At 65.2% G+C, this 25,530-nt stretch carries 26 protein-coding genes; 16 read left to right on the forward strand and 10 right to left on the reverse strand.

Annotation, left to right across the window (positions count from 1 at the left end; translation table 11 throughout):
- The first annotated feature begins 100 nt into the window (after positions 1–100).
- From MYCSM_RS04710 to MYCSM_RS04720, 3 genes are all read left to right on the forward strand, one after another.
- A complete protein-coding gene (locus MYCSM_RS04710; RefSeq protein ID WP_015304993.1) occupies positions 101–946 on the forward strand; it encodes an SHOCT domain-containing protein in 846 nt (281 codons plus the stop codon).
- A gap of 298 nt (positions 947–1,244) precedes the next feature.
- The gene (locus tag MYCSM_RS04715; protein WP_015304994.1) at positions 1,245–2,483 is read left to right on the forward strand and encodes an arginine deiminase; all 1,239 of its coding nucleotides are present in this window, start codon (positions 1,245–1,247) and stop codon (positions 2,481–2,483) included.
- Positions 2,484–2,550: 67 nt separating this feature from the next.
- Positions 2,551–3,405, forward strand: coding sequence for a mycofactocin-coupled SDR family oxidoreductase (locus MYCSM_RS04720; RefSeq protein WP_015304995.1), 855 nt, complete (start codon positions 2,551–2,553; stop codon positions 3,403–3,405).
- Here MYCSM_RS04720 and MYCSM_RS04725 read toward each other — a convergent pair.
- Genes MYCSM_RS04725 through ddaH form a run of 4 tightly spaced genes read right to left on the reverse strand, consistent with a single transcriptional unit; the run spans position 3,402 to position 7,895 of the window.
- On the reverse strand, positions 3,402–4,283 hold the full coding sequence (locus tag MYCSM_RS04725; protein ID WP_015304996.1) for a universal stress protein: 882 nt from the start codon (positions 4,281–4,283) through the stop codon (positions 3,402–3,404). The two genes, MYCSM_RS04720 and MYCSM_RS04725, sit on opposite strands and share 4 nt — an antisense overlap.
- Positions 4,280–5,818, reverse strand: coding sequence for an amino acid permease (locus MYCSM_RS04730; protein WP_015304997.1), 1,539 nt, complete (start codon positions 5,816–5,818; stop codon positions 4,280–4,282). The genes MYCSM_RS04725 and MYCSM_RS04730 overlap by 4 nt, the downstream gene beginning before the upstream one ends.
- Before the next feature lie 17 nt (positions 5,819–5,835).
- The gene (gene rocD, locus MYCSM_RS04735; protein ID WP_198344999.1) at positions 5,836–7,068 is read right to left on the reverse strand and encodes an ornithine--oxo-acid transaminase; all 1,233 of its coding nucleotides are present in this window, start codon (positions 7,066–7,068) and stop codon (positions 5,836–5,838) included.
- 14 nt (positions 7,069–7,082) lie between these two features.
- Positions 7,083–7,895 carry a dimethylargininase gene (gene ddaH / locus MYCSM_RS04740; RefSeq protein WP_015304999.1) on the reverse strand — a complete coding sequence of 271 codons (813 nt, stop codon included), beginning with the start codon at positions 7,893–7,895 and terminating at the stop codon, positions 7,083–7,085.
- 113 nt (positions 7,896–8,008) lie between these two features.
- Between ddaH and MYCSM_RS04745 the strand changes: the two genes are divergently transcribed.
- Both MYCSM_RS04745 and MYCSM_RS04750 read left to right on the forward strand, forming a co-directional pair.
- Positions 8,009–8,455: an Lrp/AsnC family transcriptional regulator gene (locus tag MYCSM_RS04745; protein WP_015305000.1), complete on the forward strand. Its 447-nt coding sequence runs from the start codon at positions 8,009–8,011 to the stop codon at positions 8,453–8,455.
- 57 nt (positions 8,456–8,512) lie between these two features.
- Entirely contained in the window at positions 8,513–9,685 is a 1,173-nt protein-coding gene (locus MYCSM_RS04750) for an NAD(P)/FAD-dependent oxidoreductase (RefSeq protein WP_015305001.1), read from the forward strand.
- On the opposite strand, the gene MYCSM_RS04755 is transcribed toward MYCSM_RS04750, so the two are convergent.
- The 3 genes from MYCSM_RS04755 to mftR all read right to left on the reverse strand — a co-directional run bounded on the left by MYCSM_RS04755 (position 9,682) and on the right by mftR (position 12,322).
- Complete coding sequence (locus MYCSM_RS04755; protein WP_015305002.1) at positions 9,682–10,962, reverse strand: VOC family protein; 1,281 nt, start codon at positions 10,960–10,962, stop codon at positions 9,682–9,684. The genes MYCSM_RS04750 and MYCSM_RS04755 overlap by 4 nt on opposite strands.
- Positions 10,959–11,483 carry an RNA polymerase sigma factor gene (locus tag MYCSM_RS04760; RefSeq protein ID WP_015305003.1) on the reverse strand — a complete coding sequence of 175 codons (525 nt, stop codon included), beginning with the start codon at positions 11,481–11,483 and terminating at the stop codon, positions 10,959–10,961. The genes MYCSM_RS04755 and MYCSM_RS04760 overlap by 4 nt, the downstream gene beginning before the upstream one ends.
- Before the next feature lie 236 nt (positions 11,484–11,719).
- Positions 11,720–12,322, reverse strand: a complete 603-nt coding sequence (gene mftR, locus MYCSM_RS04765) for a mycofactocin system transcriptional regulator (RefSeq protein ID WP_041313241.1) — start codon at positions 12,320–12,322, stop codon at positions 11,720–11,722.
- Positions 12,323–12,410: 88 nt separating this feature from the next.
- Here mftR and mftA point away from each other — a divergent pair, with 88 nt between their 5' ends.
- The 7 genes from mftA (at position 12,411) to mftG (ending at position 18,963) form a co-directional block, all read left to right on the forward strand.
- Complete coding sequence (gene mftA / locus MYCSM_RS04770; RefSeq protein WP_015305005.1) at positions 12,411–12,536, forward strand: mycofactocin precursor MftA; 126 nt, start codon at positions 12,411–12,413, stop codon at positions 12,534–12,536.
- Entirely contained in the window at positions 12,521–12,838 is a 318-nt protein-coding gene (mftB, locus tag MYCSM_RS04775) for a mycofactocin biosynthesis chaperone MftB (protein WP_015305006.1), read from the forward strand. Before mftA ends, mftB begins: the two co-directional genes overlap by 16 nt.
- A complete protein-coding gene (gene mftC / locus MYCSM_RS04780; protein WP_015305007.1) occupies positions 12,825–14,018 on the forward strand; it encodes a mycofactocin radical SAM maturase in 1,194 nt (397 codons plus the stop codon). Before mftB ends, mftC begins: the two co-directional genes overlap by 14 nt.
- A gap of 2 nt (positions 14,019–14,020) precedes the next feature.
- On the forward strand, positions 14,021–15,211 hold the full coding sequence (gene mftD / locus MYCSM_RS04785; RefSeq protein ID WP_015305008.1) for a pre-mycofactocin synthase MftD: 1,191 nt from the start codon (positions 14,021–14,023) through the stop codon (positions 15,209–15,211).
- A 134-nt stretch (positions 15,212–15,345) separates the two neighbouring features.
- Entirely contained in the window at positions 15,346–16,089 is a 744-nt protein-coding gene (mftE, locus tag MYCSM_RS04790) for a mycofactocin biosynthesis peptidyl-dipeptidase MftE (RefSeq protein WP_015305009.1), read from the forward strand.
- Positions 16,086–17,498 (forward strand): mycofactocin biosynthesis glycosyltransferase MftF, encoded by a 1,413-nt coding sequence (gene mftF, locus MYCSM_RS04795; protein WP_015305010.1) that lies wholly within the window; start codon positions 16,086–16,088, stop codon positions 17,496–17,498. Before mftE ends, mftF begins: the two co-directional genes overlap by 4 nt.
- Positions 17,499–17,532: 34 nt before the next feature.
- The gene (gene mftG / locus MYCSM_RS04800; protein ID WP_015305011.1) at positions 17,533–18,963 is read left to right on the forward strand and encodes a mycofactocin dehydrogenase MftG; all 1,431 of its coding nucleotides are present in this window, start codon (positions 17,533–17,535) and stop codon (positions 18,961–18,963) included.
- On the opposite strand, the gene MYCSM_RS04805 is transcribed toward mftG, so the two are convergent.
- Positions 18,856–20,514 carry an MFS transporter gene (locus tag MYCSM_RS04805; RefSeq protein ID WP_015305012.1) on the reverse strand — a complete coding sequence of 553 codons (1,659 nt, stop codon included), beginning with the start codon at positions 20,512–20,514 and terminating at the stop codon, positions 18,856–18,858. The two genes, mftG and MYCSM_RS04805, sit on opposite strands and share 108 nt — an antisense overlap.
- Before the next feature lie 93 nt (positions 20,515–20,607).
- Between MYCSM_RS04805 and MYCSM_RS04810 the strand changes: the two genes are divergently transcribed.
- A complete protein-coding gene (locus tag MYCSM_RS04810; RefSeq protein WP_015305013.1) occupies positions 20,608–21,231 on the forward strand; it encodes a TetR/AcrR family transcriptional regulator in 624 nt (207 codons plus the stop codon).
- Here MYCSM_RS04810 and MYCSM_RS04815 read toward each other — a convergent pair.
- Positions 21,224–22,477: a cytochrome P450 gene (locus MYCSM_RS04815; RefSeq protein WP_041311343.1), complete on the reverse strand. Its 1,254-nt coding sequence runs from the start codon at positions 22,475–22,477 to the stop codon at positions 21,224–21,226. The two genes, MYCSM_RS04810 and MYCSM_RS04815, sit on opposite strands and share 8 nt — an antisense overlap.
- 132 nt (positions 22,478–22,609) lie before the next feature.
- Here MYCSM_RS04815 and MYCSM_RS04820 point away from each other — a divergent pair, with 132 nt between their 5' ends.
- Positions 22,610–24,187, forward strand: a complete 1,578-nt coding sequence (locus tag MYCSM_RS04820) for a carboxylesterase/lipase family protein (RefSeq protein ID WP_041311345.1) — start codon at positions 22,610–22,612, stop codon at positions 24,185–24,187.
- A 5-nt stretch (positions 24,188–24,192) separates the two neighbouring features.
- Positions 24,193–24,552, forward strand: coding sequence for a YybH family protein (locus MYCSM_RS04825; protein ID WP_015305016.1), 360 nt, complete (start codon positions 24,193–24,195; stop codon positions 24,550–24,552).
- A gap of 148 nt (positions 24,553–24,700) precedes the next feature.
- On the opposite strand, the gene MYCSM_RS37005 is transcribed toward MYCSM_RS04825, so the two are convergent.
- Entirely contained in the window at positions 24,701–24,847 is a 147-nt protein-coding gene (locus MYCSM_RS37005) for a hypothetical protein (protein WP_015305017.1), read from the reverse strand.
- 367 nt (positions 24,848–25,214) lie between these two features.
- Here MYCSM_RS37005 and rpsJ point away from each other — a divergent pair, with 367 nt between their 5' ends.
- Positions 25,215–25,520 carry a 30S ribosomal protein S10 gene (gene rpsJ, locus MYCSM_RS04830; protein WP_003883485.1) on the forward strand — a complete coding sequence of 102 codons (306 nt, stop codon included), beginning with the start codon at positions 25,215–25,217 and terminating at the stop codon, positions 25,518–25,520.
- Positions 25,521–25,530 lie beyond the last annotated feature (10 nt).

Genomic DNA, 25,530 nt, shown 5'->3' on the forward strand with positions numbered 1-25,530 from the left:
AGGCTCGCCCGTCAGGGTCACGGCCCGACGATACGGCTCGCAACCGCTCGATTGGCGCTAATCTGACACGCGAAGCTGGCAAACGACAGGAGCGTGGCAGATGTTAGGGCGATACATCAAGTCCCAAATCATGGTGCTCATCTGTGGCGGTCTCGTCGGTCCGATCTTTTTGGCCGTCTACTTCGGAACGGGTGAAAGCGTCTACTTGAAGTGGATGTTCTGGGTCGGCCTGCTCATCACCGCGGCGGATGTGCTGATCGCGTTGGCGCTGGCGAATTTCGGCGCAAAGTCGGACGCCAAGACTCAGGCGCTGGAACAGAGCGGCGTCCTGGCGCTGGCGCAGGTCGTCGGCATCCATGAGACGGGTACGCGCATCAACGAGCAGCCGCTGGTGAAGATCGACCTGCAGATCTCGGGGCCAGGCATCAACCCGTTCGCGACCCAGGACCGCGTCATCGCTTCGATCACACGGCTGCCGATGATCACCAGCCGTAAACTGGTCGCGCTCGTCGACCCCACCACCAACGAGTATCAAATCGACTGGGAGCGAAGCGCTTTGGTTGCCGGCGTGATGCCTGCGAACTTCACCATCGCCGAGGACAACAGGACTTACGACCTGAGTGGACAGGCTGGCCCGTTGATGGAAATCCTGCAGATCCTCAAGGCCAACGGCATCGGCCTGAACAACATGATCGACCTGCGCTCCAACCCTGCGGCCCGCGCACAGGTGCAGGCCGTTGTCCGCCGCGCCGCGGCAGCCCAGCAGGCCCCGGCCGCTCCTGCCCCTGCCGGGGCGCCCCCGGCGTCCTACCCGCCTGCGCCTGCTCCTGCGCCCGAGCCGACCACGGCACAGCGACTGCAGGAACTGGAGACGTTGCGCGCTACCGGAGCAGTCTCCGATGACGAGTACAACGCAAAGCGTCAGCAGATCCTGTCCGATCTGTAGCCGGATCGCAGAATCCGCAATACCGTTCACCGGCGTCGCATAGGCTTGTTGCGACTGTCATGACGGCGACGGAGCAACCTGAAAAGGTAACCGAAAAGGTCAGTCTCCCAACACTGACCGCGATGGTCGTCGGCTCGATGATCGGCTCCGGTGTCTTTCTGTTGATCTGCGTGTGTTCAGGCCCGCCGAGGCGGTGCTGTTCGGCGTGATCGTCGTTGGGGCGGTCGCAGGTGTGGTGTCCTTGGCGACTGGGGCAATCGAGATCTAGCGGCGCTGCTGCGGGAGAGGGGAAGACGTGATGAATGCGTCTGCCAACTATGGCGTGCACTCCGAGGTCGGCAAGCTGCGCAAGGTGCTCGTGTGTTCGCCCGGTTTGGCGCATGAGCGGCTCACCCCGACCAATTGCGACGAGTTGTTGTTCGACGATGTGCTGTGGGTGCAGAACGCCCGTCGCGATCACTTCGATTTCATCGACAAGATGCGCGACCGCGATGTCGAGGTGGTCGAACTTCACGACGTGTTGACCGAGACGATGAAGGACCCAGCGGGCAAGGCCTGGCTACTGGACCGCAAGATCGTCCCGAATGAGGTGGGTCTCGGCCTTGTCGACGACACCCGCGGCTACCTGGATTCATTGCAGCCGCGCCAGCTTGCCGAGCTACTGATCGGCGGCATGTCGACCCGCGACCTGCCCAAGGAACTGCAATCGGGCTACCGGGCATTGGCGCGCGAAAGTACCGGTGTCACAGAATATTTGATGCCGCCTCTGCCGAATACGCTCTACACCCGCGACACCACGTGCTGGATCTATGGTGGGTTGACGCTCAACCCGCTGTTCTGGCCCGCGCGGCACGACGAAACGCTGCTGATGAAGGCGATCTATGAGTTTCATCCGGACTTCGTCGGCTCCAAGGTCTGGTGGGGTGATCCCGAAAAGCACTGGGGTATCGCCACTTTCGAGGGCGGCGACGTGCTGGTGCCCGGCAACGGTGTGGTGATCATCGGGATGAGCGAGCGAACGTCTCGGCAGGCGATCACTCAAGTTGCGTCACGGTTGTTCTCCGAGGACGCGGCGACGCAGGTGATCGTCGCGGGCATGCCCAAGCTGCGGGCGGCCATGCACTTGGACACCATCTTCACGTTCGCCGACCGCGACGTGGTGACGATCTATCCCGAAATCGTCGACGCGTTGCAGACCTTCACGCTGCATCCCAGTGACAACGACATCAGCGTAGACGTGGTCGAGGAGGGTAAGCCGTTCGTCGAGGTGGTGGCAGCGGCGCTAGGGCTCGGCAAGTTGAGGGTGGTCGAGACCGGAGGAACCGCGTACGACTCCGAGCGCCAGCAGTGGGACAGCGGCAACAACCTCGTCGCCGTGGAACCGGGGGTGGTGTTCGCCTACGACCGCAACACCCACACGAACACGCTGCTGCGCCGGGCGGGCATCGAGGTGATCACCATCGTCGGCGCCGAGCTCGGACGTGGTCGCGGTGGCGGGCACTGCATGACCTGTCCGCTGATCCGCGACCCCGCCTGACGGTGTACCTAGAACACGTTCCAGTTCGGCTGTTAGCCTGGTCCGCAAGCTCACGAAAGGAGCAGCGGTGACGGCATCGAGCGGCAGCCTGGAAGGGCGAGTGGCATTCATCACCGGGGCCGCGCGCGGCCAGGGCCGGGCACACGCGATCCGGCTGGCCAATGAGGGCGCCGACATCATCGCCATCGACATCTGCGGCCCGGTGTCGGAGACCATCACCTATCCGCTGGCCACCCCCGAGGAGCTGGCCGAGACGGTGGCCGCGGTGGAGGCCACCGGTCGCAAGGTGCTGGCCCGTCAGGTCGACATCCGCGACCTGGCCGCGCTGCAACAGGTGGTAGCCGACGGCATCGAGCAGTTCGGCCGACTGGACATCGTCGTGGCCAACGCCGGGGTGCTGAGTTGGGGCCGGATGTTCGAGATGTCCGAGGATCAGTGGGACACCGTCATCGACGTCAACCTGAACGGCACATGGCGGACCATTCGCGCCGCCGTGCCCGCCATGATCGAAGCGGGCAACGGCGGGTCCATCATCGTCGTCAGCTCGTCGGCTGGTCTCAAGGCCACGCCCGGCAACGGGCACTACTCCGCGTCCAAGCATGGTGTGGTGGCGCTGACCAACGCGCTGGCGATCGAGGTGGGGGAGTTCGGGATTCGGGTCAACTCGATCCACCCGTACTCGATCGACACGCCGATGGTGGAGAAGGAAGCGATGATGGCCATCTTCGCCAAGTATCCGCAGTACCTGCCCAGCTTTTCGCCGATGCCGTACCACCCGGTCGATCACGAGGGCAAGAAGGGCCTTCAGGAATTCATGACGGCCGAAGAGGTTTCGGATGTCGTGGCCTGGCTGGCCGGTGACGGTTCGAAGACGATTTCGGGCAGTCAGATCGCGGTCGACCGCGGCACCATGAAGTACTAGCCCGGCAGCACCAATACCGGAACGGGGCTGTGCCGCAGGATTTTTGAGCCGCGCGAGCCCAAAAACACCCGTGCCAGCCCGCCCACCGGCGATGTGCCGATGGCCAGCAGGTCACCGTCCTGCCAGTCGGCCGCATCCATCGCCTCGTCCCACCCATTGCCCATGACGACCTGCAAATCCACGTCGTTGCCCACCACGCCATCGGTCTTCAACCGCGCCAGGGTTTCTCGCGCATGAGCTGCCAGTTGGTCCAGGATCGAGTCCTCGGTACTCAGTCCCACCTCTGGTGGGTACATCGTGCGGCCACGAATAGCAAACGTGACAACCCGCATCGGCACACCGAGCCTCTCGCCAAGTACCGCAACGCGCTCCACCACGTGCAAGGTCTCGGGCGTGCCCGGATACGCGGCCGTAATCCGGGTCAGCCCACCGGCTTTCGAGCCACGATAGCCACGTGGGCTGATCGCCATCGGCACGGGCGACGAGTGCAGCAGCCGGTCGGCCGTCGATCCGACCACCACCTGCCCGAGGCTGCCGTCGGATGCGGAGCCCAGGATGAGCACCTCTGGTTCGAGTTCGGAAGCCGCCTCCAACAGCCCGCCGGACGCCGATCGGTGGGCCACCTTGTGATACCTGACGTCAAGACCGTCGGCCAGCTTGTTGATGCACTCCTGCGCCTGCTTGGCCGAGTTAGCCGCCAATTGCTCTGCGTACTGGGCATATTCGGCATCGATCCGGCCCAGTGACGGCGTCATCCACGGTCGCGGCACCACGGTGACGACCGTCAGCGACGTCTTCAGCGTCTTCGCCGCGTCGACGGCGAGATACAGCGGAGACTGGCCGCACTTGCCGGCCAGGTAACCGACAGCGACGGTCACGGCTCGTCCGTGTGCTTGGTGACGAAGTGGTGATCCTTCGGCTCCTCAACGAACATCACATCGTCGTCACCGGGCACTGCAGTCGGGATGTAGCCGTCGGCGCCACCGGCATTGAGCGCGCTGTGGCGGCGACCCCAGAACAAGTAGAACAGCAGCACGAGGCCGACGCAGCCTCCAAAGACCAGCCACGTCTGCCAGCGCAGGCCGTACAGCACGGCCATGCATGCGAGGACCGAGAGAACTGGTGTCACCGGGTATCCAGGGACCTTGAACGGACGCTCGAGGTCGGGCTCGCGAACCCGCAGGATGATGACGCCGATCGATACCGTGATGAAGGCGACCAGCGTGCCGATCGACACGGCGTCCAGTAGCCAGTTCAGCGGAATGAAACCGGCAAGGATGCCCGTCGCGACCGCGACGATGACGGTGTTGCCGACCGGAGTCATGCTGCGCGGGTTGACCTTTGCGAACATCGACGGCAGCAGTCCATCGCGACCCATCGCGAACAGGATCCGGGTCTGGCCGTACATGACGACCAGGGTCACCGAGAAGATCGAGATCACCGCCCCTGCGGCCAGTAGCGTGCTGGCCCACGTCGCGCCATGGAGAATGTTTTCCAGGATCACCGACAGTCCGGCTTCCGCCTGTTTGTCCGACCCGAACTCGGCGGCGTCCTGCGTGCCGAGTCCGGCGAACGCAACCAGGATGTAGAAGCTGGTCACGACGACCAGTGCGGCAATGATCGCGCGAGGCATGGTCTTTTGCGGATCCTTGACCTCGTCACCGGCCGTCGACACCGCGTCGAGACCGATGAACGAGAAAAAGATCATGCTCGCGGCCGTGGTGATACCGGCTAGGCCCTTGTCCCAGAAACCATGGAAGTGGTCGGCATTGAACCCGGTGAGTGCGATGACGATGAACATTCCCAGCACGCCCAGCTTGATCAGCACCATGATGGTGTTGACTGCCGCGGATTCGCTCGCGCCGCGGATCAACAGCAACATGCACATCATGATCAGCAGCACGGCCGGTAGGTTGACAATGCCTGGCGTGGCGTCCCACGGGGCCGACGTCAGCGACTGCGGAAGTTGCCAACCAAACAGGTTCTCTAACAACTTGTTTACGTAACCGCTCCACCCGACCGCGACTGCGGAGATAGAAACGCCATATTCAAGCAGCAGACAGGCTGCCACACCCATCGCGACGAACTCGCCCATCGTCGTGTAGGCGTACGAATATGTCGAACCCGACACCGGTACCGACGAGGCCATCTCGGCGTAGCAGATCGCGGACAGGCCCGCCGCTATGGCAGCGAGGACAAACGAGACAAGCACTGCCGGACCAGCTTCCGGCACCGCCGCGGACAGCACGAAGAAGATCCCGGTGCCGACGGTGGCGCCGACGCCGAAGAGCGTCAACTGGAAAGTGCCGATACTTCGCTTGAGGTGATCGGAGGCACCGTGGGCAACAGGGGCACCGGCGACCGGCCGCCGGCGCCACAGTTGCTGGGAGAGGCTTGATGGTGGAGCGGTCATGGCGCCTCCTGCGGGGCCTAGATTGAACTACCGGTCAAGTGTGAACCCGACTCGGCCAAAACGTCGGCGAACTGATCAATCGCCCAATCGATTTCCTCGGCGGTGATGACGAGCGGCGGTGCGAACCGCAGCGTCGAACCGTGCGTGTCCTTAACCAGCACACCGCGTTCGGCCAGTTTCACGCTGATCTGTTTGCCGGTGGCCAGCGAGGGGTCGATGTCAACCCCGGCCCACATCCCCATGCCGCGCACCGCGATCACGCCTTGTCCGATCAGGGCGCGCAGCCGCGCGTGCAGGCGCTCGCCCAATTCTGCTGAGCGAGCCTGAAATTCGCCGCGCTGCAACATCGCGATGACGGTCTCGCCGATAGCCGCCGCCAGCGGGTTGCCGCCGAACGTCGAGCCGTGCTCACCCGGGTGCAGTACGTCGAGCACGTCGCGGTTGGCTACCACAGCCGATACCGGAACCACACCGCCGCCAAGGGCTTTGCCGAGGAGGTAGATGTCGGGCACGACCCCCCAGTGATCGCAGGCGAAGGTGCGTCCGGTGCGGGCGAGGCCCGACTGGATCTCGTCGGCGATCAGCAGGACGTTGCGCTCGCTGCACAGTGCGCGTACGCGCGGCAAATAGTCCGCGGGCGGCACGATGATGCCCGCCTCGCCCTGAATCGGCTCGATCAGCACCGCGACGGTGTCAGCGTCGATGGCGGCGGCCATCGCCTCGGGGTCACCGAACGGCACGGCACGGAAACCGGGCGTGTAGGGACCGAACCCGCGACGTGCGGTCTCGTCGTCGGAGAAGCTGATGATGGTCGTGGTGCGACCATGGAAGTTGTTGCGCGCCACCACGATATTGCTCTTGCCGGCGGGGACGCCCTTGACATCGTGACCCCATTTGCGGGCCACCTTGATGCCACTTTCGACGGCCTCGGCGCCGCTGTTCATCGGCAGCACCATGTCCTTGCCGCAGAGCTCGGCCAGTGCCTCGCAGAACGGCCCAAGGCGGTCGGAGTGGAAGGCGCGGCTGACCAGCGTCACCGCGTCCAGCTGTGCGTGCGCAGCAGCGATGATCTCCGGGTTGCCGTGACCGAAGTTGACCGCCGAGTAGGCCGCCAGGCAATCGAGGTAGCGCCGGCCCTCGACGTCGGTGATCCAGGCGCCTTCGGCGCTGGCCGCTACGACCGCCAGCGGCGAGTAGTTGTGGGCGACATAGCGGTTGTCGAGAGCGATCGCGTTGTCGGTTGCGGTCATGGACTCGAGGATCGTCACGGATGTACCTCCAGCGTGCAGCATTTGACGGATCCGCCGCCCTTGAGCAGTTCGGACAGGTCGACACCGATCGGCCGGAACCCGGCCGTGCGCAGCTGCTCGGCAAAGCCGGTGGCAGCCGCGGGCATAACGACGTTGAGGCCGTCGGAAACCACGTTGAGGCCAAGCACTTTCGCGTCAGTGGCGGCGACCTCGATCGCATCCGGAAATAGCTCACGCAGCGCCGAGCGTGCCTCGGCACTGAACGCAGGCGGGTAAAACGCGATCGTGGTGTCGTCGAGCACCGCCAGCGCGGTATCGAGATGGTAGAACCGCGGATCGACCAACTCGAGGCTCACCACCGGCATCCGCACGTACGCGGCGATTTCTCTGTGCGCGGCAAACTCGGTGCGGAAGCCATAGCCGGCCAACACGATTGAGCCGACGACGAGCAGATCGCCCTGGCCCTCGTTGACGTGGCGGGTTTCGGCGGGTGTAAAGCCGTGGCGGGTCATCCATTCGGCGTATGCGGCCGACTCGCCGGCGCGCTGCGGATAGGCGAACCGGGCGACGACGGCCGTGCCGTTCACCACCAGTCCACCGTTGGCCGCGTAGACCATGTCAGGCAGGCCCGCGACGGGCTCGACCATCTCGACAGTGTGGCCGAGTTCCTTGTATGTCTGCCGCAGCGTCTCCCACTGATTCATCGCGACGTGGGTGTCGACGGTCGTGGTGGTATCCATCCATGGATTGATGGCGTACTCGACGGCGAAGAAGGTCGGGGCGGTCATGGCGTAGTGGCGAGGGCGCGCCGTGCGCGTAAACGTCATGATTAGACGGTATAAGCTGGCGTTTTTGCAATCAATCGCCGTTTGTTGCGTCTTGACCAGCGATCTATTGTGCCAGACTGAAAAATACGGCAGTTCGTTGCGCGGAGGTGATCATGGAGCGTCTGGACGACACCGACGAGCGCATTCTCGCCGAATTGGCCGAGGATGCGCGGGCTACCTACGCCGAGATCGGCCAGCGGGTGAACCTGTCCGCGCCTGCTGTGAAACGGCGGGTCGACCGCATGCTCGACAACGGCGTCATCCGCGGTTTCACCACCGTCGTCGACCGAAGCGCGCTTGGCTGGAACACCGAGGCCTACGTGCAGGTGTTCCGGCACGGCACCATCGCTCCAGATGAGCTGCGCAAGGCGTGGGTCGACATTCCCGAGGTCGTCAGCGCCGCAACAGTGACGGGCACCGCGGATGCGATCCTGCACGTGCTCGCCCGCGACATGCGGCACTTGGAGGAGGCGCTCGAACGGATCCGCTCGGCCGCAGACGTCGAGCGCAGCGAAAGCATCGTGGTGCTGACCAACATCATTGACCGAATGCGGGGCTGAGAGGCCAACCACAGGGTGGCCGGTCACAACTATCCAGGGATCGTGTAAGAACTGCGCATGACTTCTAGTGGGGGCATCATCATCGTCGGGGGAGGACTGGCGGCCGCGCGCACAGCCGAGCAACTGCGTCGTTCGGAGTACACGGGGCCGATCACCATCGTCAGCGACGAGGACCATCTGCCGTACGACCGGCCGCCGCTGTCCAAGGAGGTGCTGCGCGCCGAAACCGACGACGTCACGCTCAAGCCCGCGGAGTTCTACTCCGAGCACGACATCACCATGCTGCTCGGCAAGGGCGCGCGCTCGGTGGACACCGATGCTAAGACGGTGGTGCTGACCGACGGCAGCTCGATCGGCTACGACGAGCTGATCATCGCGACGGGCTTGGTGCCCAAGCGGATTCCGTCCTTCCCCGATCTGCCGGGCATCCATGTGCTGCGGTCGTTCGATGAAAGCCTGAAGCTGCGCAGCGAGGCCGATGCGGCCAACAAGGCCGTCGTCGTCGGCGCAGGCTTCATCGGCTGCGAGGTGGCGGCCAGCCTGCGCAGGTTGGGCGTCGACGTGGTCTTGGTGGAACCGCAGCCGACTCCGCTGGCGTCGGTGCTCGGCGAGCAGATCGGCGCGCTGGTCACCCGGCTGCACCAGGCCGAAGGCGTCGACGTTCGGTGCGGTATCGGTGTGGCCGAGGTGTTGGGCACCGAGAAGGTCGAGAAGGTCAAGTTGAGCGATGGAACCGAACTCGACGCGGACATCGTCGTCGTCGGGATCGGCTCGACTCCGGCGATCGGGTGGCTCGACGGTAGCGGTATCGAGGTGGACAACGGCGTGGTCTGCGACGAAGTCGGCCGTACCGCCACCCCGCACGTGTGGGCCATCGGGGACGTCGCGTCATGGCGGCATCCCGTGGGACATCAAGTGCGCGTGGAACATTGGAGCAATGTCGCTGACCAGGCCCGCGCTATGGTGCCCGCGATGCTTGGCCAGGAGGCGTCTGCGACCGTCACGGTCCCGTACTTCTGGAGCGATCAGTACGACGTCAAGATTCAGTGCCTCGGTGAGCCGGAGGCCACCGACACTGTGCACATCGTCGAGGACGACGGGCGCAAGTTCCTGGCGTTCTACGAGCGCGACGGCGTGGTCGCCGGTGTGGTCGGCGGCGGCATGCCGGGCAAGGTGATGAAGGCCCGCAACAAGATCGCCTCGGGTGCACCCATTTCCGACGTGCTCTAGAACTCGCCGAGGTAGAAGCGCGTGCCCTGGTCGTCGGTGCAATGCGCCATTTTCCCGTAGGCCTGCTGCGACGGCTCCTCGATGATCGTGCCGCCTGCCTCGCGCACCCGGGCCACCGCGGCATCGACGTCCTCGACCGTCCACATCGGCACGGTCACGGCTGCGGCGTTGCCGCCCGCGATGCCTGCCATCGGATGGGTCTGCTGAATGCCCCACCCATCGTCGATGCGGCCGGGTTCGAAGGTCCAGAACAGCACGCCGCTGTAGAACGCCTTGAACGCCGTCGAGTCGGGCACCTCGTAGGTGAGGTACGAAAGTTCGCCCGGCCCAGTGCCGTTCAGTGCGGGACGCGGCTGGCCGGCCGTCGGGTGGAACACCGCGAATGCCGTGCCCTGCGGGTCAATGGCGTCGAGCACGGTGCCGAAGTCGAACTGCTGCTCCTCGCCGACGGTGCCGCCGCCGTCGAGGATGGACTGCCGTGCGCCCTGCAGATCGGCGACCGCATAGCAGCAGAGCATGCCCTGCCTGCTGGCGACGCTGAAGATGCCGATGCGCTGGGTGGTGTTGGTGACCTGGTGGCTCTGGGGGTCATACGTCCAGCCGAGCACGTGGCCGTAGAATGCCGCCGCGCGGTCGGCGTCGGGCGTCCACACCGAGACGTAGCCGACATCGCCGTGCTGGATCGGAACCGCCGTACCGGTCACCGGGCCGCTGAGCATCCAGCGGTGGTTGAACGGGTCGATGATCGTCGCATTGCGGGCCCCGTAGTTCTCGTACGGTTCTCGCTGCACGCGCGCACCGCGCTCCCGCGCACGCTCGAGCGTTGCATCGGTGTCGGCGACATGCAGCATCAGGCTCACCGAAGTCGCTTGCGGTGCAGGCGCTTTCACTCCCAGGGCGGGGTACTCGTCCGACAGGTACAGCACGCCGTCGCCGATCGCAAGTTCGGCATGACCGATGCGGCCGTCATCCATCTCATACATCTCGCCGACCAGCGTGGCGCCGAACGTGTCGATGTACCAGGCGATGGCCTCACGTGCGTTGGCGACGGCGAGGTACGGCAGCGCCGCAGGACGCGGCGGAGCCTGCGCGACGGTTGGCCGGTTGAGCTCGGCGATGGCAGTTTCGGTGCCACTCATGTCAACTCCTTGTGTTCGATTGGGAAGGGACACAGCGGATTCCAGACGGGCGCGGAGGCGGGCCGCGAATGCCGGATCGGGTTGGACCGGAAGCTCGTCACCATGCAGCACGCTCAGCGGATCTCTGCTGTTGTTCATGGCTTCCCTCCTTCCGGTGCCGGGTAGTGAGATCTGAACGCGCGCCGGGCCCGTACCAGCAGCGCCTCTGTCGCGTGCACGGTGCGGCCGATCAACTCGGCGCACTCAGGCACCGAGCAGTCGTCCATGTAGCGCAGCGCCAGGACCGTGCGGTGCTGTTCGGGAAGTCTGGCGAGCACGCTCTCGGCGACGATGCGATCCAGCGCCGCGTCCCAATCACCCGCCGGGTCGGCCGCCTCTGGCAGTTCGGCCACCGGCACGCTGAACCGGTCGTGCCTGCGCCGGTAGTGGTCGGCAAGCTTGTGCCGCGCCACGCCCAACAACCACGGCACCGTCATCGGCGGAGGCGCGTCCTTGCGGGCGGCATCCATTGCCGCCAGGAAGGTTTCCGAGGTCAGGTCCTCGGCGGTTCCGCGGTCGCCGCAGCGTCGGACGAAGTATCCGTATACAACCGGCAGGGCATCGTCGTACAGCGCCAGCAGGGTCCGCGGAGCGTCGTTGCCATCTGGTTCGGCGCTCACACCCTTATCGTCGCCTCGTGGGGCCCAACTCCGACGCCCCAATCCGAAAAATCTTGCTATCCGCCTTCTCCGACACGGACGATCGTCTTACCGGGGGTGCGATTGGCCGGCATGAATACCGGCGCTGCCTCGATAAGCGGGACCACCGACGAATTACCTCGCCTCGGCCGGCGATCGAGACATCGGGCCGGCCAGCGCCAAGCTCGCAGATGTGCTGCTCGCATTGGCGAAAGAGGCTACGCATCCAGCGCGGACAGTCCGGCACTGACGGTGTCGAACGCAGCGCCCAATGCCTGTGCGAGTGAGACGGACTCGTCGGCCAGCCAGTTCTCGTAGGCCGACAGCGCGACCCCGAGCATCGTCCACGCCACCGTCTGCGGCACCAGATCTTCCACCTTTGCGCCGAGCCGTTGCGCCACGAATGCGGCGACGACCGCGCGCCAGCCCGCATACATCGTCATCGAATATGCTTGCAGTGCCGCGGTTTCCAGGATTACGCGCATCCGTTGCCGGTGTCGAGCGGTCTCCTTGTCGTCGAAGCTGTTGAACGCCAACAGCGCAGTGCGCAACGCTTCTCCGACGGGAACATCGGGTTGCAGCTCATGGAGCAGATCACGCATGTGGTCAAGGTGTGCGTCGAAGTCGCCCCACGGTAGGGCGTTTTTGGACGGGTAATAGCGAAAGAGGGTGCGGCGGGCGATGCCCGCAGCCTCGGCGACGTCGTCGACGCTGACCTCGTCGAAGCCTCTGGCCGCGAACAGGTCGATGGCCACGTTGGAGATGTGGTCGGTGGTCGTGGAGCGCCGTCGGCCCACCCGGTGCTGGGATACCGGCCGCATGACCACCCCTTCCATTTCGGCACTCGATGCCATATTATTGCGACCTCGATCACATTGTCGAGACCCAACGCGACGAAAGGTGCTGCTCATGGAGCCTAACCAAGTAGATGGAAACGAGACCGGAGCCGCTCCGGCGGCGCCATCGGGTGCCGAACTCGTCACCGAAACGCTGGTCGAAGAGGTGTCGATCGACGGGATGTGCGGGGTCTACTGACCGTGTCGTCGCCCGCTGTGGCGTTCGATCCGGACGTGCCCTGGCGGCTGCACCACCAGGTGGCGGTGCGGCCCGAGCCGTTCGGTGCGCTGCTCTATCACTTCGGAACGCGAAAGCTGTCGTTCCTGAAGAACACGACGATCGTCGCGGTGGTCAACTCGATTGGCGACCACCCCGACGCTCGCTCGGCGTGCCGAGCCGCGGGTATCGAGGACGCGCAGCAGGCCCCTTATCTGCACGCGCTCGGCGTGCTGGCCCAGTCGAAGATGCTCGTGAAAGAAGGACACCGTGACTCCGGTTGATTCGGCGCTCGCGCCGGCTGCCCAACCCGTGCCCAGGCTGGTCGAGCAGTTCGAGCACGGTCTCGACGCGCCGATCTGCCTGACGTGGGAGCTCACCTACGCCTGCAACCTGGCGTGTGTGCACTGCCTGTCATCGTCGGGTAAGCGCGATCCGCGCGAGTTGACCACGCAGCAGTGCGAGGACATCATCGACGAACTCGAGCGCATGCAGGTGTTCTATGTGAACATCGGCGGCGGCGAACCCACTGTGCGGCCCGACTTTTGGGAACTCGTCGATTACGCGACCGCGCATCACGTTGGCGTCAAGTTCTCCACCAACGGCGTGCGCATCACCGGTGAGGTCGCAAAGCGTTTGGCGGCAAGCGATTACGTCGACGTGCAGATCTCACTTGACGGTGCGACAGCTGAGGTCAACGACGCCGTACGCGGCGCGGGTTCATTTGCGATGGCGACCCGTGCCCTGCAGAACCTGGCCGACGCCGGCTTCTCCGACGCCAAGATCTCTGTTGTCGTCACGCGACACAACGTCGACCAGCTTGATGAATTCGCTGCTCTCGCGGCGCGTTACGGCGCGACGTTACGGATCACCCGGCTGCGGCCGTCGGGCCGCGGTGCTGACGTGTGGGACGAACTGCATCCCACCGCCGAGCAGCAGGTGCAGCTCTACGACTGGCTGGTGGCCAAGGGCGACCGGGTGCTCACCGGCGACTCCTTCTTCCACCTGTCGGGTCTCGGCGAGCCTGGAGCGCTGGCCGGGCTGAACCTGTGCGGCGCCGGCCGCGTGGTGTGCCTGATCGACCCAGTTGGCGACGTCTATGCATGCCCGTTCGCCATCCACGATCGCTTCCAAGCTGGAAACATCTTGTCCGACGGCGGTTTTGACAACGTCTGGAAGAATTCTGCGCTGTTCCTCGAGCTGCGTGAGCCGCAGTCGGCAGGCGCATGCGGCAGCTGCGGGCACTACGACAGTTGCCGTGGGGGCTGCATGGCCGCCAAGTTCTTCACCGGCCTGCCGCTCGATGGGCCCGACCCCGAATGCGTTGAGGGCTACGGTGCTCCGGCTCTGGCGCAAGAGCGGGTCAAGCCGAAGTCGAGCGTCGACCATTCCAGAAGCCAACCCGTCATGTTGAAACTTTTGTCGAAGCCTCCGGTCCGACTTTGTAACGAAAGTCCGGTGTAGTCATGGCTGACACCTGGTTCGAAACCGTCGCGTTCGCCCAACAGGTCGCCAAGAAGCGCCTGCCGAAGCCGGTGTACGCCGCGCTGCTGGCGGCGAGCGAGAAGGGCGTGACGGTCGCCGACAACGTCGACGCGTTCGCGGAGCTGGGCCTCGCGCCGCACGTGATCGGCGCGCTCGAGAAGCGGGATCTCTCGACAACGGTTATGGGACAGGATATTTCGCTGCCCGTGCTGATCTCGCCCACCGGTGTGCAGGCAGTGCATCCCGACGGTGAGGTCGCCGTCGCCAGAGCCGCTGCCGCCCGCGGCACCGCAATGGGGCTGTCGTCGTTTGCGAGTAAACCGATCGAAGAGGTGATCGCCGCCAACCCGAAGCTGTTCTTTCAGGTGTACTGGCTCGGCGGCCGCGATGCGATCGCCGCACGGGTGGAGCGGGCGCGTGAGGCAGGTGCCGCCGGCCTGATCGTCACCACGGACTGGAGCTTCTCCCACGGTCGCGACTGGGGCAGCCCGAAGATCCCCGAGGAGATGAACCTGCGCACCACCGTGCGCATGCTCCCGACGGGGCTGACGCGCCCGCGGTGGTTCTATCAGTGGGCCAAGACCATGCGCCCGCCCAACCTGCGGGTGCCCAACCAGGCGGCACGCGGCGAGGCGGGACCGCCGTTCTTCGCCGCCTACGGCGAATGGATGGGCACGCCTCCACCCACCTGGGAGGACATCGCGTGGCTGCGCGAGCTGTGGGGCGGGCCGTTCATGCTCAAGGGCGTGATGCGTGTCGATGACGCCAAACGTGCTGTGGATGCCGGTGTTTCGGCAATCTCGGTGTCCAATCACGGCGGCAACAACCTCGACTGCACACCCGCGTCAATTCGGGCGCTGCCCGCGATTGCCGACGCCGTCGGAGATGAGATCGAGGTGCTGCTGGACGGTGGAATCCGGCGGGGCAGCGATGTGGTGAAGGCGCTGGCGCTGGGTGCGCGTGCGGTGATGATCGGTCGTGCCTACCTCTGGGGCCTGGCGGCTAACGGTCAAGCTGGGGTTGAGAACATACTCGACGTCCTGCGGGGCGGCATCGATTCGGCGTTGATGGGCCTAGGTCGCGCCTCAGTCCACGATCTTGTTGCCAGCGACATCCTCGTCCCGCCGGGCTTCACCCGAGCGCTGGGAGTGCCCCCAGAGGCCGATTCCTGACCGGCAAAACGGGCCAGGGCCGAACCCCCTGGTACAGGCGTGGCGGAGGGGGCTGACGTGGCTCCGCTGAGGCGGCCGAGAAAAATTCACGGAAATCAATTGCTGCGCATGCACCAACAATTGGCGCACGCCAGGTGAATTCGGCCTACCATCGGCGGGTGGCTTCCCCCGCCGAGCTCGCTAACTCAACGTCGAGGCAGCTTCAAAGCACGTCGCCAGCGTTGATTATCCCGGTAGGGTCGGTCGAACAGCACGGACCGCATCTGCCGCTGGACACCGATACCCGGATCGCCACCGCCGTCGCTCGCTCGGTTGCTGATCGGCTGTCCGAGCAGAATGAATCCAACTGGGCGCTGACTCCCGCGATTGCATACGGCGCGAGCGGCGAGCACGAAAGCTTTCCCGGCACGGTCTCCATCGGCACGTCAGCACTGCGGCTGTTGCTCGTGGAGTTCGGCCGCTCCGCATCGCGATGGGCGTCGCGCCTCGTCTTCGTGAACGGACACGGCGGAAACGTCGAGGCGCTTGCGGGTGCGGTGGCTTTGCTTCGGTACGAGGGTCGAGACGCGGGCTGGGTTTCGTGCACCGCAGAAAACGCCGACGCGCATGCCGGCCACACCGAAACGTCTGTATTGCTACATATTTCGCCGGCGGACGTCTGGACCGATGAACTGCTTCCCGGCAACCGTGAGCCGCTGTCGCAGCTGATTCCTCAGATGCGTCAGGGCGGTGTGGCCGCCGTCAGCGAACTCGGCGTGCTCGGGGATCCGACGACAGCGACGGCCGAGGAGGGTCGGCGGATCTACCTCGCGATGGTCGACGATTGTTTGCGGCGTATCGTCCGGTGGACGCCCAATCGCGACGGGATGCTGACATGACGGGACCGCGGCTGCCTGACGGATTCGCCGTTCAGGTCGATCGCCGAGTGAAGGTGCTCGGTGAGGGGTCCGCTCTTCTCGGCGGCTCACCGACGCGGCTGCTGCGTCTGGCGCCGGCCGCGCAGACCATGCTCAACGGTGGCAGGCTCGAGGTGCACGACGCGGTCAGCGCACAGCTCGCGCGCACCTTGCTCGATGCGACAGTCGCGCATCCGCGACCTGCCAGCGGCCCCTCGCACCGCGACGTGACTGTCGTTATTCCGGTGCGCGACAACATCTCTGGCCTGCTTCGCTTGGTGGGCACACTGCGCGGCATGCGCGTTGTGGTAGTCGACGACGGCTCGGCCACACCTGTGCAGCAGGGCGACTTCGCCGACATGCACTGCGATATTCAGGTGCTGCGCCACCCCCGCAGCAAGGGACCTGCAGCCGCGCGCAACACCGGCCTGTCGGCGTGCAACACCGACTTCGTCGCCTTCCTCGACTCCGACGTCGTGCCGCGGCGCGGGTGGCTCGAGGCGCTGTTGGGCCACTTCTGCGACCCCGCCGTCGCACTTGTCGCCCCCCGGATCGTCGGGCTGCGCCAGGCCGACAACCTGGTGGCGCGCTACGAGGCGGTGCGTTCGTCTCTTGACCTCGGTCTGCGCGAGGCGCCAGTGGTGCCGTACGGAACGGTGTCCTACGTACCGAGCGCAGCCATCATCTGTCGCCGCTCAGTTCTCAAGGATCTGGGCGGCTTCGACGAGACCCTCAAGTCCGGCGAGGACGTCGACCTGTGTTGGCGCTTCATCGAGGCGGGCGCCCGGTTGCGGTACGAACCCATTGCACTCGTCGCCCACGATCACCGCACCCAAATGCGAGATTGGTTCCTGCGCAAGTCTTTTTACGGTGAAGCGGCCGCCCCATTGTCAATTCGGCATCCCGGCAAGACCGCGCCGCTGGTGATCTCCGGATGGACATTGGTGGTGTGGATCCTGCTTGCCATGGGATCGGGAATCGGATACCTCGCGTCGATGATCGTCGCGGCCATCACCGGTCGCCGCATCGCCAACTCGCTGAGCACAGTCGAGACTGAACCCAAGGAAGTCGCGGTGGTCGCCGCGCACGGACTGTGGTCCGCGGCCATGCAACTGGCGTCCGCGATCTGTCGCCACTATTGGCCCATCGCCCTGATCGCGGCGCTGTTGTCCCGCCGCTGCCGCCAGGTGGTGCTGGTGGCAGCCGTGGTCGACGGGGTGGTGGACTGGATCACCCGCAACGGCAACGCAGACGACGACACCAAGCGGGTCGGGCTGGTGACCTACATACTGCTCAAGAGGCTCGACGACATCGCCTACGGCGTCGGCCTGTGGACCGGCGTGGTGCGCGAACGGCACGCCGGCGCGCTCAAACCCCAGATCCGGACCTGACACGGCCTTGCACTCAGGTCTTGCTGCCCCGCCGGTGCGCAGCGACGTGCTGATCGTCGGTGCGGGCAGCGCTGGATCCGTTCTGGCCGAACGCCTTTCCGCCGATCCGCAGTGCCACGTAACGGTCGTAGAAGCCGGACCGACACCCTCGGATCCCCGGGTGCGTGCGCAAATCAGCGACGGTCTGCGGTTGCCGATCGGGACGGCCAGCTCGGTAGTGCGCCGCTACCCGACGACCTTGACAGACGAACCCAAGCGGCGCGCACAGATCATGCGTGGCGCTGTGGTGGGCGGGTCAGGCGCCGTGAACGGCGGCTACTTCTGTCGAGGGCTGCCGACAGATTTCGACGGCTGGGATCTGCCGGGATGGACGTGGGACGACGTACTGCCGCACTTCCGCGCGATCGAAACCGATCTCGACTTCGACACCCCACTGCACGGCGCAGACGGACCGATTCTCGTCCGCCGCGTCTCTGAATTCGACGGCTGCACAGCATCTTTCGTCAGTTCCGCCGGTGAGGCCGGTTACCGATGGATCGATGATCTCAACGGCGCCACATCCGACGACTCGTTGCCGACGGGCGTCGGCGCTGTCCCGCTGAACATCAACGGCGGTACGCGGGTCGGCCCCGGCGGGGCGTACCTCAAGCCTGCAGTGAACCGGACCAACCTGACGCTGCTGACGAACACGAGGGTCACGCAGGTGCGGATAGTCGGCGATGCGGCCGTCGGTGTTCAGTGCGTCGGACCGGACGGGGTGACAGATCTGAGTGCCGATCGAATCGTCTTGTCCGCCGGGGCAATTGGCTCCGCTCATCTGCTAATGTTGTCAGGCATCGGCCCGCAGAGTGCGCTGCAGGCAGCAGACGTTTCCGTGATCGCTGACCTCCCGGTCGGCCTGGCCTGCGTGGATCATCCGGAATGGGTGCTGCCGGTGAACTGGTCGGAAACCCACGGGCTGCCTCCGCTCGAAGCGGTGCTGACCACCGATGAGGGTCTTGAGATCAGGCCCTACACAGCGGGATTCGGTGCGATGGTCAGTGGCCGACGCGACGCTCCGGGCGACCATCCGCACATCGGTGTCGCGCTGATGCGGCCCGAGTCGCGTGGCAGTGTGACGCTCGCGTCTGCTGACCCGGAGGTCGCCCCGATCATTGAGCATCATTACGACGCGTCACCTACTGATGTCGCCAAGCTAGCCGCAGGTGCGGAGTTGGCGCGCGAATTGGTCGGCGAGACAGCGCAAATGGGCCCAGTTTCATGGTCTACCTCGCAGCATCTTGCGAGCACCGCGCCGATGGGTGTCGATTCGGACGCGGTCCTCGACCCGCAATGCCGAGTACACGGCATCGACAAGCTATGGGTTGTCGACGGATCGGTGCTTCCCGCCATCACCAGCCGGGGACCGCATGCCACCATCGTGATGATCGGTCACCGGGCCGCTGAGTTCGTCAGCCCTGCGTAGAAAGCGGAACTGCTGACCGTCACGGCCAGGCGCCCACACCGCGACGAATGCCGCCGCGACCATGAGCGCGGCGGCAACGACGAGCAGGGATAAGTCCATCGAATGGACGAACGCGGACTCGGCGAGTTCGGCGAGTTTCGTTCCCTGCGGGCCCATTTGGCTAGCGATGGCCAGCGCATTGGCGAGGGAATCGAGGGCCTGCTCGCGGACTTGGTCGGGGAAGCCGGCCAGCGTGGGGGCAAGCACGTCGTGGTATTGGGCGGCGAGCACAGATCCGGCGACGGCGATTCCGACCGCGGCGCCGACCTCCCGTGTCGTGTCGTTGACCGCCGACGCGACGCCTTGTTTCTCGTCGGGAACCGCGTTCATGATCGCCGACGTCGTTGGTGCGACACATAATCCGATGCCCGCACTGATGATCAGCAACGGCCATACCAAGTCGATATATGCCGACCCTGCATCGAGGAATCGCATGAAGTACAGGCCCACGCCGATCAGAAACAGACCGAGCGCGACCGCGATCCGCAGCCCGACCTTGGGTAGGTACAGATGCAAGGTCGCGCCGAGAACCATGATCGGTACCGCCAATGGGGTAAGGGCGAAGGCGGTCTGCAATGGGCTGTAGCCGAGGATCAGCTGCATGTATTGCATGGAGACGAAAAAGAATCCGAAGTTCGCGAAAAACAGGAAGGTGATGCCGACAGCGCCGATGGCGAAGTCGGGCCTACCGAACAAGCGGATGTCCAGTAAAGGATGTTTACGCTTGAGTTCGACGAAGGCGAACACGATGGCCAGGACGACGCCGGCCGACATGCAGCCCCAAACGATCGGATGTGTCCAGCCGCGCACCGGTGCCTCCACCACACCGAAGACGAATACCGCGACGGCGCCGCCGATCAGCACCGCCCCGACCCAGTCCAGTGGGGTGGCGGTTTCGTCACGCGAGGAAGAGATCGTGCATGTGGCAATGAACAAGGCAAGGGCCGAGGCCGCGAACCCGTAGAAGATGGACGGCCACGAGAAGTACTTCAGTAGAAGGCCGGTGCCCATGAAGCCGAATATCGCTCCAGAGCTTGCGACGCCTGCCCAGATGCCAACGGCCTTGTTGCGCTCGGCTTTCGGGAACGCAGCGGTGAGCAGCGACAGTGTCGCGGGCATGATGAACGCGGCGCCCAGACCCGCGACCGCACGCGCGACGATGATCTGAACCGGGCTGTCGAGGACGATCGGCGAGAGCGACGCGACTGCGAAGATCGCGAGCCCGACGAGCAGAGCCCCGCGGCGCCCGTACCGGTCGCCGATGGCGCCCGCCGGCAGTAGCAGGCACGCCAGCACCAGCGTGTAGCCGTCGACAATCCATGTCAGTTGTGTCTGCGTCGCGGCGGTCTGCACCGCCATGTCCGGCAGTGCCGCGTTCAGCGCCACCATCGACGAAATCACCAGCAGCACGTCGAGAGCGGCGACAGCCAACAACCAAAACCGGGCGCGCTTGGAGAGGGAGGCGACGCCGCCATCGATATCCTGATCGGATAGCGCGAGGGTGTCGACCATCAGCGTCGTTCTCCTTAGGTGGATAGTTTTGAGACTAACAGTCTCGGAGCAAGACGGATAGTCTTGTTCCCGCGACGGAGGTGATGCAAACGCATGACGGGCATCGGTAGCGATCCGCGGCCCGCGCAGTCCCGGGCCCGATTGCTCGATGCTGCGACCGCGCTGTTGCGGTCGGGCGGCCCGAGCGCAGTCACTATTGACGCGGTCACCCGTAGCGCCAACGTCGCGAGGGCGACGCTGTATCGCCACTTCCCGAGCGCCAACGACCTCGTCGCCGCGGCATTCATGCGGCTGATCCCGCCGCCCCCGATGCCGCCGGACGAAGGATCGCTCCGTGAGCGGCTCATCGCGATCGTGACCGCATGGGCGGAGATGATCGCGGAAGTGCCAACGACATTGACGGCGATGGCCTGGCTCTCGCTTGGGCCGGACATCGGCCGGCTACCCGGCACGCAGGAGCCGGGCAGTCCCGAGGTGCGGTCGTTACGCGAGCGCATCGCCGAGCAATACTCGGCGCCGTTCGACGTCATCTTCGACGGCCCTCAGGTCGCCGCTGAACTCAAACCTGTCGATCGGACAACGGCTTTCGCGCTACTCATCGGCCCGTTGGCGTTCGGCCGGATCAGCACGCTGACCGAGTTCGACTACCAGGCCGTCGCGATCGCCGCCGTCGACGGCTTCCTGAAGTGCTTTGCGAAGGCTCCGGAAATCACTTGATCGAGTAGCGAATGGGCAGGTGCTTGAGTCCGCCGACGAACGTCGTCGCCGCCAACTCCGGCTCACCAGCCAATTCGATGGACTCCAGCCGCGGAATGAGTTCGGTGTAGAGGCTGTTCATCTCCATTCGCGCCAGGGCGGCACCGAGGCAGAAATGCACGCCGTATCCGAATGCGACGTGCTTGTTGGGATCGCGGCTGACATCGAAGCGGAACGGTTCGTCGAACACCTCTTCGTCGCGGTTGCCCGAAACGTATGCGAGGTAAACGGATTCGCCCTTGGCGATCGGCACCCCACGGATGACCGTATCCTCGGCGGCGGTGCGCATGAACTCCTTCACCGGCGTCGTCCACCGGATCATCTCTTCGACCGCCGTCGGCATCAGGTCCATGTTCTGACGCAAACGCTCTAACTCACTGGGGTTTTCGATCAACGCGAGCAGTCCTCCCGAGATCGCGTCCTTCGTGGTGTCGTGTCCTGCACTGGCCACGATGACGTAGTACGACGCGGTGTCGACGTCAGACAGCGGTTCGCCGTCGATGCTGCCGTTGGCGATCGCCGACGCGAGGTCGTCGGTCGGGTGCTCCCGCCGCGACGCCGTGAGCTGTGAGAAGTAGGCGAAAAAATCGAGCAGGATCTGCAGCTGCTGCTCGGGCGTGCCGCCGCGCTTGTTGTACTCCTCGTCGTCGCCGCCGAACATCTCCTGCGTCAGCATGTGCATGCGCGGGAAGTCCTCCTCGGGCAGCCCGAGCAGCGACATGATCACGTAGAGCGGGAAGTTGACTGCGATCTCGGTGACGAAGTCGCATTCGGGGCCCAAATCGCGCATGCGGTCGACGTAGCGCTTGGCCAGAAGGTCGGTTTGCGTCTTGAGATCCCGCATTGCCTTGGGCCGGAACCAGTCGGCGCCGATGGCGCGCACCTTGCGGTGGTGGGGATCATCCATATGGATCAGGGTGCGCAGCCCCATCCCTGCTTCCAGCTGCGCCTTCTGCATGTCGTCGGCCGCGGCCGTGGCCAGCAGCGGCCGAGGCTCGGACAGGAATAGGTTGTTGGCTCGCTCGATCGCCATGATGTCGGCGTGCTTGGTGATGGCCCAGAACGGCCGGTACGGCGGGTTGTCCACCCAGGCCACCGGGTTGTTCGCCCGTAGATGAGTCAGCGCCGCATGTAGTCGTGCGTCGTCGGCATAGGCCGTCGGATCGGCCAGGACTTTGGCGGCGTCATCCATCGTCGGCGTGCTCAATTCGTGCTCCTCACTACCGGGGCTGCGGTGAACTTGACGGGTGTCAAGTTTGGAGTGTATGTGACGCGGGCCACCGGTGGGAAGGGGCGCACGAATCTGACGCCGCTAGGCTCTCAGGGCGTGCCGTCCCAAATGCTTCGCCGCCTGTTGGCGCTCGCCTTCTGTGTGGTGCTGGCTGTCGGCTGTGGCCGCGGCGACGACGGGCCACCAAAGACCGCGACTCCGCCGCATCCGTCTGATCCCGCGGTGGTGTACACGGCCACAGGAGCATTGCGCGGCGTCGTCGCCGCGGATCACCGCTTGTTCGCCGGAATCCCTTACGCCGCACCGCCGATCGGGTCGTTGCGGTGGCAGCCGCCGGCGCCGGCCCCCGCGTGGCAGGGGGTGCGCGACGCCACCCGCGCCGGACCGCGGTGCCTTCAGGATCCCGGTGGTGACCCGGAATTCGGGCGGCAGACCGACGAGGACTGTCTGACGCTGAACGTGTGGACACCCCCGGCGGGCCGCGGCGGCGGGACATTCCCGGTGATGGTGTGGATCCACGGTGGCGCGTTCATCAACGGCAGCGGTGGAATCTACGACGCGCGCTGGCTGGCCAACCGGGGCGACATGATCGTCGTCACGCTCAACTACCGGCTCGGCGCAATGGGCTTCCTGGCGCATCCCGCGCTCGGATCGCCGGGCGACGTCGGCAATTATGGGCTGGCCGATCAGCAGGCGGCGCTGCGTTGGGTGCGTGACAACATCGCGAACTTCGGCGGGGATCCGGGCAAGGTGACGCTTGCGGGCGAATCTGCGGGCGGCATGTCGGTGTGCGACCATCTGGTCGCGCCGGACTCGGCGGGGTTGTTCAGGGCGGCCATCATTCAGAGCGGCCCGTGCCAAGCGCAGCTGACATTGCCCGACGCAGAGAAAGCCAGTCTCGACTATGCGGCCGAACTTGGTTGTGGCGAACCGCAATCCGCAGCGCAGTGCCTACGCTCAATGCCGCCCGACAAGCTGCGAGAGCCGGTCTGGTACTACCGCATTGGCGCCGACAAACTCAGCGGTCCGGTCACTGGAACGAAGAGGCTGCCGGTCGACCCCGTCGCCGGATCCGCCGACGGGCGCGCGGCCCGCGTGCCGGTGCTCATCGGCACCAACCGCGATGAGTTCACCTTATTCGTCGCGCTGCAGTATCTGCGGCACGCCGAGTACACGACGGAACAGTATCCGCAACTGCTGGCCGAGACGTTCGGCGCCGACGCCGCCGCCGTCGAGGCGCACTACCCGCTGCAGCGATACGGCACTGTGCCCCTTGCATATTCGGCGGCCGTCACGGACGGCGTGTTCGCCTGTCCGTCGGATCGGATGGCCGAGGCGATGGCCCGCACGCAGTCTGTCTATGCCTACGAGTTCAACGACCGCGATGCCCCTACACCCGATCCGCTGCGCACGCTGCCGTTCCCGCTGGGTGCCAGCCACTCCCTGGAACTGCGCTACCTGTTCGACATCGGAGGCGCGCCGGCGCTGAACCCTGGCCAGCAGGTGCTGTCCGACCAAATGATCGACTATTGGGCGCATTTCGTGCGAACCGCCGAACCGGGTGGACAGTGGCCGTCATTCGGCGCCGACAAAAAACGGTTGTCGTTTCAGCCCGGCGGAAGCACAGTCATCTCCGACTACGACGAGTCCCACCAGTGCGCGTTCTGGGCGAGCGTGAAAGGTTAACTGCCATGCCAACTCCCGACCCGAACGGCTATGCAGACCAGTGGGTGCGGGCATGGAACGCGCACGACATCGAGGCGGTGCTCGGCCACTTTAGCGACGACGTGCTGTTCACCTCGCCAGTGGCCGCGCGCGTTGTCCCCGAAAGCGGGGGAGTGGTGCGCGGCAAGGCGGCGTTGCGGGACTACTGGACGGCCGCGCTGACCAAGCAGCCGGAGCTGCGGTTCGACATCGTCGGCGTCTACCGCGGCGAGTCGGCGCTGGTGCTCAACTACCGCAATCATCGCGGCGAACTCGTGAACGAGGTGCTGATATTCGACGCCGACGGCCTGGTCCGCGAAGGCCACGGCACGTATCTGGGCGGGTGATTTCGGCGCGCGTACGCCCGCTCAGCGTCCGTCAACGCGCCGAAGTCCCAACCGGGTGGCGGGCCACGCCAACTGCGGATAGTTCTGGTCGAACCAGCTCCAGGCTTGGGATCCTCGCGGAATTCCCATTCGACGAGCTTGTCGCGGGTCAGCGGATCTCCTCCAGCGCCCGGCCCACCAGGACCGAATGCCGCCATGACCTGCGCGGCGACCTCAGCGGCGGCGCCGTGTTGAGCCACTCGATCATGGGTTGTGCGGCAGCGAGCTCAGCCGGGCTCGGCTCGACGAGCGGCATGTTCGTCCTGCGGATATACCGTCATGACCGCGCCGAGCGTAGGCCGACGGTCATTGAGCAGCTGACCTCGGCCTATCGGGGATGGCCAGAGATTTGGATGACGCCCGCATCTAGGGCATACTGTTCGGGTTGCCTTGAGCCGGGTTCGCGCCTGGCCGGGGCATACGACCAGCGCTCAAGCGGGCGCATCCGGTCCCCACTCGATCGCGACGATTTTCCGCCGCGGCTGAGTGTGCGTAAGGGCGACACGCCCGACCGCGGGGATCGGTGGACCACAGACAGATAAACAGCGGCGGCATACCAGCGCGACGTGCGCCGGAAAAGAGCGGCCCCGACAGGGGCCCAGTAGGAGTGAGGTAGGAGAAGCGTGGCGGGACAGAAGATCCGCATCAGGCTCAAGGCCTACGACCACGAGGCGATTGACGCCTCGGCACGCAAGATCGTGGAGACGGTCACCCGTACCGGCGCCAGCGTGGTTGGCCCCGTGCCGCTGCCGACTGAGAAGAACGTGTATTGCGTCATTCGGTCCCCGCATAAGTACAAGGACTCGCGGGAGCACTTCGAGATGCGTACGCACAAGCGACTGATCGACATCCTCGACCCGACGCCGAAGACCGTTGACGCCCTCATGCGCATCGATCTGCCGGCCAGTGTCGACGTCAACATCCAGTAGGAGATCGCAA

Origin of the sequence: Mycobacterium sp. JS623 (assembly GCF_000328565.1) — a bacterium.
Lineage (GTDB): Bacteria > Actinomycetota > Actinomycetes > Mycobacteriales > Mycobacteriaceae > Mycobacterium.

What these genes read in the sequence shown, in the direction of transcription:
- MYCSM_RS04710 (WP_015304993.1), top strand. Translation starts at nt 101, where the DNA reads ATGTTAGGGCGATACATCAAGTCCCAAATCATGGTGCTCATCTGTGGC.
- MYCSM_RS04715 (WP_015304994.1), top strand. Translation starts at nt 1,245, where the DNA reads ATGAATGCGTCTGCCAACTATGGCGTGCACTCCGAGGTCGGCAAGCTG.
- MYCSM_RS04730 (WP_015304997.1), bottom strand. Translation starts at nt 5,818, where the DNA reads ATGACCGCTCCACCATCAAGCCTCTCCCAGCAACTGTGGCGCCGGCGG.
- rocD (WP_198344999.1), bottom strand. Translation starts at nt 7,068, where the DNA reads ATGACCGCAACCGACAACGCGATCGCTCTCGACAACCGCTATGTCGCC.
- ddaH (WP_015304999.1), bottom strand. Translation starts at nt 7,895, where the DNA reads ATGACGTTTACGCGCACGGCGCGCCCTCGCCACTACGCCATGACCGCC.
- MYCSM_RS04745 (WP_015305000.1), top strand. Translation starts at nt 8,009, where the DNA reads ATGGAGCGTCTGGACGACACCGACGAGCGCATTCTCGCCGAATTGGCC.
- MYCSM_RS04750 (WP_015305001.1), top strand. Translation starts at nt 8,513, where the DNA reads ATGACTTCTAGTGGGGGCATCATCATCGTCGGGGGAGGACTGGCGGCC.
- MYCSM_RS04755 (WP_015305002.1), bottom strand. Translation starts at nt 10,962, where the DNA reads ATGAACAACAGCAGAGATCCGCTGAGCGTGCTGCATGGTGACGAGCTT.
- mftR (WP_041313241.1), bottom strand. Translation starts at nt 12,322, where the DNA reads ATGCGGCCGGTATCCCAGCACCGGGTGGGCCGACGGCGCTCCACGACC.
- mftA (WP_015305005.1), top strand. Translation starts at nt 12,411, where the DNA reads ATGGAGCCTAACCAAGTAGATGGAAACGAGACCGGAGCCGCTCCGGCG.
- mftD (WP_015305008.1), top strand. Translation starts at nt 14,021, where the DNA reads ATGGCTGACACCTGGTTCGAAACCGTCGCGTTCGCCCAACAGGTCGCC.
- mftF (WP_015305010.1), top strand. Translation starts at nt 16,086, where the DNA reads ATGACGGGACCGCGGCTGCCTGACGGATTCGCCGTTCAGGTCGATCGC.
- MYCSM_RS04805 (WP_015305012.1), bottom strand. Translation starts at nt 20,514, where the DNA reads ATGGTCGACACCCTCGCGCTATCCGATCAGGATATCGATGGCGGCGTC.
- MYCSM_RS04810 (WP_015305013.1), top strand. Translation starts at nt 20,608, where the DNA reads ATGACGGGCATCGGTAGCGATCCGCGGCCCGCGCAGTCCCGGGCCCGA.
- MYCSM_RS04820 (WP_041311345.1), top strand. Translation starts at nt 22,610, where the DNA reads ATGCTTCGCCGCCTGTTGGCGCTCGCCTTCTGTGTGGTGCTGGCTGTC.
- MYCSM_RS04825 (WP_015305016.1), top strand. Translation starts at nt 24,193, where the DNA reads ATGCCAACTCCCGACCCGAACGGCTATGCAGACCAGTGGGTGCGGGCA.
- MYCSM_RS37005 (WP_015305017.1), bottom strand. Translation starts at nt 24,847, where the DNA reads ATGCCGCTCGTCGAGCCGAGCCCGGCTGAGCTCGCTGCCGCACAACCC.